This is a genomic window from Rhizobium oryzicola (genome assembly GCF_030504645.1).
Lineage (GTDB): Bacteria > Pseudomonadota > Alphaproteobacteria > Rhizobiales > Rhizobiaceae > Neorhizobium > Neorhizobium oryzicola.
This window is the reverse complement of record NZ_JAUKWQ010000032.1, coordinates 1-1071: the sequence shown is the minus strand read 5'-3', so window position 1 is coordinate 1071 and position 1071 is coordinate 1. Positions and strand designations below refer to the sequence as shown.

At 62.1% G+C, this 1071-nt stretch carries 1 protein-coding gene; it reads right to left on the bottom strand.

Features of this window, described 5'->3' with window-relative positions; all coding sequences use genetic code 11:
- Positions 1–1071 (bottom strand): methyl-accepting chemotaxis protein (locus Q2T52_RS26785; protein WP_302079942.1); only part of this gene is annotated, 1071 nt, incomplete at both ends.

The following is a 1071-nucleotide window of genomic DNA, read 5'->3' as shown; positions in this document are numbered from 1 at the left end:
TCCCACTGTGGTGCGACAGCGGCATTGCCGGTGCGACCACGTGGTGCAGCCGGTGCACGCGCAGGGGCCGATGTCGAAGAGCGCATGGCCGCTGCAGCACCGCGAAGCTGCTGCGCGTCATTACCCAGCATGAAGCGGGAGAGAAGGTCGGCAAGGTTCACCGATTCCTGTGCAAGTCCTGCACCTGCCGCGTTCATCTCTTCCACCATGGCCGCATTCTGCTGCGTTGCCTGGTCCATATGGTTCACAGCCGTATTCACTTCCGCCAGACCGGAAGACTGTTCCTGCGCTGCCGTCGCGATCGCTTCCATATGCGTGTTGATCACCTGCACAAGCTGCTCGATCGCATTCAGACCCTGCCCCGTATCGGACACCAGCTTCACGCCTTCGGAAACCGCAACCGTCGAGTTGTTGATCAGCGCCTTGATCTCCTTGGCAGCATTTGCAGAACGCTGCGCCAATTCACGCACTTCCTGCGCCACAACGGCGAAGCCCTTGCCCGCTTCACCGGCACGCGCCGCTTCAACGCCAGCATTCAGCGCCAGCAGGTTGGTCTGGAAGGCAATCTCGTCGATGACCGAGATGATGTTGGAGATCTGCTGCGAAGCCTGTTCGATCCGCTCCATCGCGGTGACAGCATTGCGAACGACAGCACCGGAATGGTCCGCATGCGAACGCGCATCGCGCACCACCGTGCGGGCTTCAGCGGCACGCTTGGAGGTGGAGACAACATTGGCGGTGATCTCTTCCAGGGCTGCGGCTGTTTCTTCCAGAGAAGCCGCCTGCTGCTCGGTACGCTTCGCCAGATTGTCCGAAGCGTCGGAGATTTCCTTCGAGCCGTTGGTCACCGTGGCGGCCGAGCTGCTCACGCTGAGCAATGCCGTGCGCAGCTGGCTGACCGATGTGTTGAAGTCGGCGCGAAGCGTTTCGAACTGCGGCGCGAACTGTTCGTGGATCTCGCAGAGCATGTCGCCGGAAGCGAGACGCTTCAGGCCAGCCGCCAGCGAACCTGTCGCACGCTCCAGACGCTCCTGCGCTTCGGCTTCCGCCAGACGCTGCACCTCGATGCGA